The sequence below is a fragment of the Mycobacterium sp. UM_CSW genome, from assembly GCF_000455205.1.
GTDB lineage: Bacteria > Actinomycetota > Actinomycetes > Mycobacteriales > Mycobacteriaceae > Mycobacterium.
The window spans coordinates 57,010-63,569 of the sequence record NZ_AUWQ01000059.1; the positions used below are offsets into that span (position 1 = coordinate 57,010).

A 6,560-nucleotide genomic window follows, 5' to 3' on the forward strand; every position below is an offset into this window, starting at 1 on the left:
CTACTCCTGTTACCGCGAGTGCTTCTTGCCGGTGCGCCGGCGTCGGACGATGAGCTTGTTGCTCTGCTTGTTCGGGTGGCGGGTGCGGCCCTCGGGCTTGCCCCACGGGCTAACCGGGTGCCGGCCGCCGGAGGTCTTACCCTCACCACCGCCGTGCGGGTGGTCGACCGGGTTCATCACGACACCACGGACCGACGGGCGCTTGCCCTTCCACCGCATCCGACCGGCCTTGCCCCAGTTGATGTTTGCCTGCTCGGCGTTGCCCACCTCGCCGACCGTGGCGCGGCAGCGCACGTCGACGCGGCGGATCTCGCCGCTGGGCATGCGCAGCGACGCGTAGGTGCCCTCCTTGCCGAGCAGCTGGATGCTCGACCCGGCCGAGCGCGCGAGCTTGGCGCCGCCGCCAGGGCGCAGCTCCACGGCGTGCACCAAGGTACCGGCCGGGATGTTGCGCAGCGGCAGGTTGTTGCCGGGCTTGATGTCGGCGTTGGGGCCCGACTCCACCACGTCGCCCTGCGAGAGCCCAAGCGGGGCAATGATGTAGCGCTTCTCGCCGTCCAGGAAGTGCAGCAGCGCGATGTTTGCCGTGCGGTTCGGGTCGTACTCGATGTGCGCGACCTTCGCGTTGACGCCGTCCTTGTCGTTACGACGGAAGTCGATCACCCGGTAGGCGCGCTTGTGACCACCACCCTTGTGGCGGGTGGTGATCCGGCCGTGCGCGTTGCGGCCACCGTGACCGTGCAGCGGGCGCACCAACGACTTCTCCGGCTCCGAACGGGTGATCTCGGCGAAGTCGGACACGCTGGCGCCGCGGCGACCCGGGGTCGTCGGCTTGTACTTACGAATTGCCATGTCTAATCAGGTCTTTCTAGCTCGGTGCGCCGAAGAGGTCGATCGGCTTGCTGCCCGGGGCCAGGGTCACGATGGCGCGCTTGGTGCCCTTGCGCTTGCCGTAACCGGTCCGGGTGCGCTTGCGCTTGCCCTGCCGGTTCGCGGTGTTCACCGACGCGACCTTGACGGAGAAGATCTTCTCGATGGCGATCTTGATCTGCGTCTTGTTCGAGTCGGGGTGCACCACGAACGTGTAGACGTTGTCGTCCAGCAGCGAATAGGACTTCTCGGAGATGACCGGCGCCAGGATGATGTCGCGGGGGTCAGCGATGGTCGCCATCAGGCCGAAACCTCCTCGGCAGAGCTGGTGTTGGCGGCAGTGTTAGCCGCGATGTAGGCGTTGAGGGCCTCGACGCTGAACACCACGTCATCGGAGCGCAGCACGTCGTAGGTGTTGAGCTGGTCGGGCGCCAACACATGCACGCCGGGCAGGTTGCGCACGCTCTTGGCACCTGTCTCGTCGGCGCGGCCGATGACCAGCAGCAGCCGCTTGCGATCGGACAGCGTGTCCAGAAATGCCTTGGCGCTCTTGGTCGACGGGGTCTGGCCCGCGACCAACTCGGTGATCGCGTGGATGCGTCCGTTGCGCGCGCGGTCGGACAGCGCCCCCCGCAATGCCGCGGCGATCATCTTCTTGGGTGTCCGCTGGCTGTAGTCGCGCGGCTTGGGGCCGTGCACCGTGCCACCGCCGGTGAACTGCGGGGCCCGCGTCGAACCCTGCCGGGCGCGTCCGGTGCCCTTCTGCCGGTAGGGCTTGCGGCCACCGCCGCTCACCTCGCCGCGCGTCTTGGTCGAGTGCGTGCCCTGGCGGGCGGCGGCGCGTTGCGCGGTGACCACCTGGTGCATCAGCGCGATATTGGCCGGGGCGTCGAACAATTCAGCGGGCAGCTCGACGGAGCCGTCGACCGTGCCGTCCGGCGTCTTGACGTCAATCTTGAGTGCCATCAGTTCTCACCTCGTTTGATCGCGCTGCGAACCATCACGAGTCCGCCGGTGCGGCCGGGGACCGCACCCTTGATCAACAGCACGCCGTTCTCGGCATCGACCTTGTGCACCAACAGGTTCTGCACGGTCACCCGGTCGTTGCCCATCCGGCCGGCCATCCGGGTGCCCTTGAAGACCCGGGCGGGCGTGGCGCAGCCGCCGATCGAACCCGGCCGGCGGTGCACCGCCTGGGCACCGTGGCTGGCGCCCTGGCCGCGAAAGCCGTGCCGCTTCATGGTGCCGGCGAACCCCTTGCCCTTGGAGGTGCCGGTCACGTCGACGTAGGCGCCGTCGGCGAAGATCTCCGCCGTCAGCTCCTGGCCGACCTCGTATTCGGCGGCGGCGTCGGGGTTGTCCAGCCGCAGCTCGGCCAGGAAGCGGCGCGGGTTGACGCCCGCCGCCGTGTACTGACCGGTGACCGGCTTGTTGACCTTGCGCGGGCTGATCTCGCCGTACGCCAACTGCACGGCGCTGTAGCCGTCGCGCTCCGGCGTGCGGATGCGGGTCACCACGTTGGGACCGGCCTTGACCACCGTCACCGGCACGACCCGGTTGTTCTCGTCGAACACCTGCGTCATGCCCAGCTTGGTACCCAGAAGGCCCCGCCTTTGGGCGGGATTGCTCTGTCTTGCCATGAGTTCTGGATCTCCTACTGGATGTTGACGTCGACACTGGCCGGAAGGTCGATGCGCATCAGCGCGTCGACCGTCTTCGGCGTCGGATCGAGGATGTCAATCAACCGCTTATGCGTGCGCATCTCGAAGTGCTCCCGCGAGTCCTTGTACTTGTGCGGGGAGCGGATGACGCAATACACGTTCTTCTCGGTCGGCAGCGGCACCGGCCCTACGACGCTGGCACCCGTGCGGACGACGGTCTCGACGATCTTTCGCGCCGATGCGTCGATGGCCTCATGGTCGTAGGCCTTAAGCCTGATGCGGATCTTCTGTCCCGCCACGCTTTCTCCTACCCTCACTCCTCTTAAAGCCCGTGTCCCGGGCTGGTGCCCCCGGCGCGCGGATCGGCCCAACCTTGGGCCGGTCGAGCGTCGCGCCGGATACTGCGCCGCTGTTTACCTGTCGTGGTCCACCGGCCCCCGCGGTCGGGCGTGTCACCCTTACGCAGCCTCGTGCGCGGCCGAAATTGGTCGCATTCCGAGGTGGGGACCGGATGCGCCCGGTTGGGCGCTGGTCGTATGCCCGGCCAGGCAGAACCCGGCGCAAGGCAACCTGAACAGTATGCCTCAGATCATGGGTTTGGCCAAATCCCAGGCAAACCTCGCCGGGACTCAGGCACCAGCGGATTCGGTGGTCGCCGCGTCGGCCCTGTGCTGGGCCCGCTGCACGTGCAGGAAACCATCGACGGCGGCGCGCGCGCACTCGCGGTAGTCGAAGTCGGGCAGGGTCGACAGGCGTCCCAGCATCAGCGGGCCGATCAGCAGCGCGATGGCGCGCGACCGGTCGACCTCGCCCAGTTCGGCGGCGGCCTCGGGGCTGTCGAAAACCGCGTCGAACGGGGCAGCGTACTGCTGCGCGATGCGCTCCCGCAGCGTGCATATCGACGCGCTGTCGGCGGTGCCAACCTGGTGGGGTTCCGGCAACTTATCCAGGTCGCGGCCCAGCGAGAGCCACGACATGGCCGTCAGCAGGGCCGGCGCCTGCGCCACGGTTTCGGCATGGGCGAGGACCAACCCGATCAGGCGATCGCGCAGCGAGCCGTCGGCCGGCGGCATCGGCGGCGGCGGTATCAGGCTGTTGAATGCCGCTGCCAGCAAATCATTTCCACTCGGGAAGTGGCGATACAGGGTCGCCCTCGCTACATTGGCGCTACGAGTGACCGCATCGACGGTCACCGCGCTGGGCCCCCCCGAACGCAGCAGCGCAGCCGCGGCCTCGAGCAAACGGGCCCTGGACCGCGCTGGACGGGGATCGGTACTTCCGCCGGTAATTGTGAGCTACCTCCCGGTTTGGGACCAAGACTATCGGTTTACCTACAAGACCAAGAGTCTCGAAAATCTCGCTACGCCCCCGCTAGGAGGCGCTCCATATGATCGAAACGCTGGTACGGCCTGATCAGCGTAATGAGGCAAGGCGCATCGGGGGTAGTCCCCGCGCCCGAACTTGGACCCTGGCCGTCGCCTGCATGGGCGTCGGGCTGGTCGTCGCGTCGATGACGGCGCTGAACACCGCGCTGGGCGACCTTGCGGTCGCCACCTCGGCGACCCAGTCCCAGCTGACCTGGGTCGTCGACGGTTACACGGTGGCGCTGGCCTGCTTGCTGCTGCCCGCCGGCGCGATCGGTGACCGCTACGGCAGGCGGGGCGCATTGCTCGTCGGTTTGCTCGTCTTCGCCCTGGGCTCCGCGGCGCCGGCGCTGTTGCACAGCCCGCTGCAGATCATCGCGGGACGGGCCGTTGCCGGCGTCGGCGCCGCGTTCGTGATGCCCGCGACGCTGTCGCTGCTGACGGTGGCCTACCCGAAGGAGGACCGCATCAAGGCCGTCGGGATCTGGGCCGGGACGGCCGGTTCGGGCGGGGTGCTGGGCATGTTCGGATCCGGCCTGCTGCTGCGCTTTTGGGACTGGCACGCGATCTTCTGGTCGTTGGGCGCCGCCGCGCTGGCGATCTTCGCGCTGGCGTGCACCGTCGCGTCGTCGCGGGAAGCCAACGCGCCCCGGGTCGATTCGCTAGGCGCGGTGCTGATCGGCGCGGCCGTCGCGATCGCGGTGGCCGCGATCCTGGAGGCGCCCGACCGCGGCTGGAGCGACCCCCTGATCTGGAGCGGGCTGGTCGCCGGGGCGATCATCGCGGCCGTGTTCGGCGTCGTCGAATTCCGGACCCGCCATCCCCTGCTCGACGTGCGACTGTTCGGCGATCCGAGTTTCGCCACCGGCGTGGCGACGATCGTCGTCCTGTTCGGCGCTACGTTCGGCTTCTTCTACCTGGGCATGCAGTACGTGCAGCAGATCATGGGCTACTCCCCGCTGATGACGGCGGTGGCGTTCGGCCCGTTCATGGTGCCGCTGGGCATTTTTTCGGCGCTGTCGTTTTGGTATGTGCCGAAGTTCGGGCTGCGGCTGGTGCTATTCGTGGGCACGTTGACGATGGCGGTCGGCTTCCTGTGCATGCAGACACTCGACCTGCATTCGAGTTTCCTCGGCATGGCGTGGCCGACGCTGATCCTGAGCACCGGCATCGGATTCTGCACCGCGCCTACGACTTCGGCGATCATGGGCGCGGTCCCGGACGAAAAGCAGGGGGTCGCGTCCGCGGTCAACGACACGTCGCGCGAGATGGGCGGCGCCCTGGGGATCGCCGTGGCCGGCTCGATACTGGCCGGCCGCTACTCCCACGAGCTGGCGCCCAGGTTGGCGGGGTTCCCCGCCCCGGTGCGCGGCCCGGCGACCGACTCGCTCGCCAAGGCGGTCGAGGTGGCCGGGAAGCTGGGGCCGCAAGGCGCCCAGCTGGCCGATGTCAGCAAAGCGGCGTTCATGACGGCGATGCACGCCTCGACGACGGTCATGGCCGTGATCGTCACCATCGCCGCGGTCCTGATCGGCCTGTGGGCTCCCGGCCGCGACGGGCGGCAGCTGAAGGCGGTGCGCCGGCTCTTGGCCGGGGCGCGCCCCGGCGTCGGGCGGCATCGAGAACCGGCGCGCTGACGCCCAATGTCGCTGCCGGAGAACGACACCGGCTGACCGGTGGTCGCTGATCGGGCCCGCTCGGCCTGAATTTTTCTCGGCGGTCAGACCGGGCCGGCTCAGATACTTGCGAACGTCCGCTCGTCGTGGTATTTCAAAACATATATCGACAGGTGCAGGTCATCTCGCGGGTTGAGGTGGATGTGGTGTTGATGGGTATCGACTCGTTCAGCAAACAGGCGCCGGTTTTACGGGAGCGATCGCCTCCGGGAAACCGTGTGCGGATCGCGGATCGCTGAAGGGAGGTGATATTCGACATCGGGACGTCGTGCCGTCCACGAACATTGCGACGCAGAGTTCGCGCCTGACGGGAAGTCAGCCGCGCGCCCGCCACTTGTCGTGGCCATCTACGTGGGCAGCATGAATGTCACCGCATTTTCGGGGCGGGTCACGCTGCGGCGTGGCCCGCCCCACTGAATGCATGGTGAAGATCCGCCGAAAACGCCTCGGGAGACCCCGGGTGGGCGATAGTGTGCGCTGAGCGGTGTCCGTGATGGGGAGGCGGACGACGTCGAGACAGGCGGGGGAGCCGAATGTCGTATGTGTTCGCAGCGCCCGAGTATGTGGCCAATGCCGCAATGGATTTGGCCAACATCGGTTCGGCGATCAGCGATGCGAACTCGGCCGCTTTGGGACCGGTATCCAGCGTGTTGCCCGCGGGCGCCGACGAGGTGTCGGCCAATATCGCGAGCCTGTTCGACGCGCACGCCCAGGTCTATCAGGCGCTCAGCGCCGCGGCGCAGGCCTTCCACACCCAGTTCGTCCAGCTGATGAGCGCCGGCGCCGAGCAGTACGCCCTCACCGAGGCGGCGAACGCCGCACCCCTGCAAACCGTCCAGAACATGGTGACGGGCAATGTCCCCGGCCAGGCGCTGTCGAGCGCGCAACCGCTGGCGAGCACCGCGGCCTCGGCAGGTTCCGCGGCGGCGGGGGTGCCTGCGGCAGCGGCCGGCGTCTCCGGTGGTGCGGCGCCGGCGACACCGGCAGCC

The 6,560-nt window shown here is 68.1% G+C and carries 8 protein-coding genes; 2 read left to right on the forward strand and 6 right to left on the reverse strand.

Annotated features, from left to right (window positions below):
- Nucleotides 1-9 precede the first annotated feature (9 nt).
- The 6 genes from rplB to N415_RS20225 form a co-directional block, all read right to left on the reverse strand.
- Nucleotides 10-852 (reverse strand): 50S ribosomal protein L2, encoded by an 843-nt coding sequence (gene rplB / locus N415_RS20200; protein WP_068104441.1) that lies wholly within the window; start codon nucleotides 850-852, stop codon nucleotides 10-12.
- Between the two features lie 16 nt (nucleotides 853-868).
- A complete protein-coding gene (gene rplW, locus N415_RS20205; protein WP_067012931.1) occupies nucleotides 869-1,171 on the reverse strand; it encodes a 50S ribosomal protein L23 in 303 nt (100 codons plus the stop codon).
- Nucleotides 1,171-1,836 carry a 50S ribosomal protein L4 gene (gene rplD / locus N415_RS20210; protein WP_068185931.1) on the reverse strand — a complete coding sequence of 222 codons (666 nt, stop codon included), beginning with the start codon at nucleotides 1,834-1,836 and terminating at the stop codon, nucleotides 1,171-1,173. Before rplD ends, rplW begins: the two co-directional genes overlap by 1 nt.
- Nucleotides 1,836-2,510 (reverse strand): 50S ribosomal protein L3, encoded by a 675-nt coding sequence (rplC, locus tag N415_RS20215; RefSeq protein ID WP_068185933.1) that lies wholly within the window; start codon nucleotides 2,508-2,510, stop codon nucleotides 1,836-1,838. Before rplC ends, rplD begins: the two co-directional genes overlap by 1 nt.
- A 14-nt stretch (nucleotides 2,511-2,524) precedes the next feature.
- Nucleotides 2,525-2,830 (reverse strand): 30S ribosomal protein S10, encoded by a 306-nt coding sequence (gene rpsJ, locus N415_RS20220; protein WP_003873519.1) that lies wholly within the window; start codon nucleotides 2,828-2,830, stop codon nucleotides 2,525-2,527.
- Nucleotides 2,831-3,160: 330 nt separating this feature from the next.
- Entirely contained in the window at nucleotides 3,161-3,772 is a 612-nt protein-coding gene (locus N415_RS20225) for a TetR/AcrR family transcriptional regulator (protein ID WP_255342538.1), read from the reverse strand.
- 242 nt (nucleotides 3,773-4,014) lie between these two features.
- On the opposite strand from N415_RS20225, the gene N415_RS20230 reads away from it, so the two are divergent.
- Nucleotides 4,015-5,532 (forward strand): MFS transporter, encoded by a 1,518-nt coding sequence (locus N415_RS20230; RefSeq protein ID WP_239645629.1) that lies wholly within the window; start codon nucleotides 4,015-4,017, stop codon nucleotides 5,530-5,532.
- 572 nt (nucleotides 5,533-6,104) lie between these two features.
- On the forward strand, nucleotides 6,105-6,560 hold a 456-nt coding region (locus N415_RS20235; protein WP_152531489.1), incomplete at its 3' end, for a PE family protein.

Bases quoted from the DNA above. Each gene is read 5' to 3' on its own strand.
- rplB (WP_068104441.1), bottom strand. From the start codon at position 852: ATGGCAATTCGTAAGTACAAGCCGACGACCCCGGGTCGCCGCGGCGCC.
- rplW (WP_067012931.1), bottom strand. From the start codon at position 1,171: ATGGCGACCATCGCTGACCCCCGCGACATCATCCTGGCGCCGGTCATC.
- rplD (WP_068185931.1), bottom strand. From the start codon at position 1,836: ATGGCACTCAAGATTGACGTCAAGACGCCGGACGGCACGGTCGACGGC.
- rplC (WP_068185933.1), bottom strand. From the start codon at position 2,510: ATGGCAAGACAGAGCAATCCCGCCCAAAGGCGGGGCCTTCTGGGTACC.
- N415_RS20230 (WP_239645629.1), top strand. From the start codon at position 4,015: ATGGGCGTCGGGCTGGTCGTCGCGTCGATGACGGCGCTGAACACCGCG.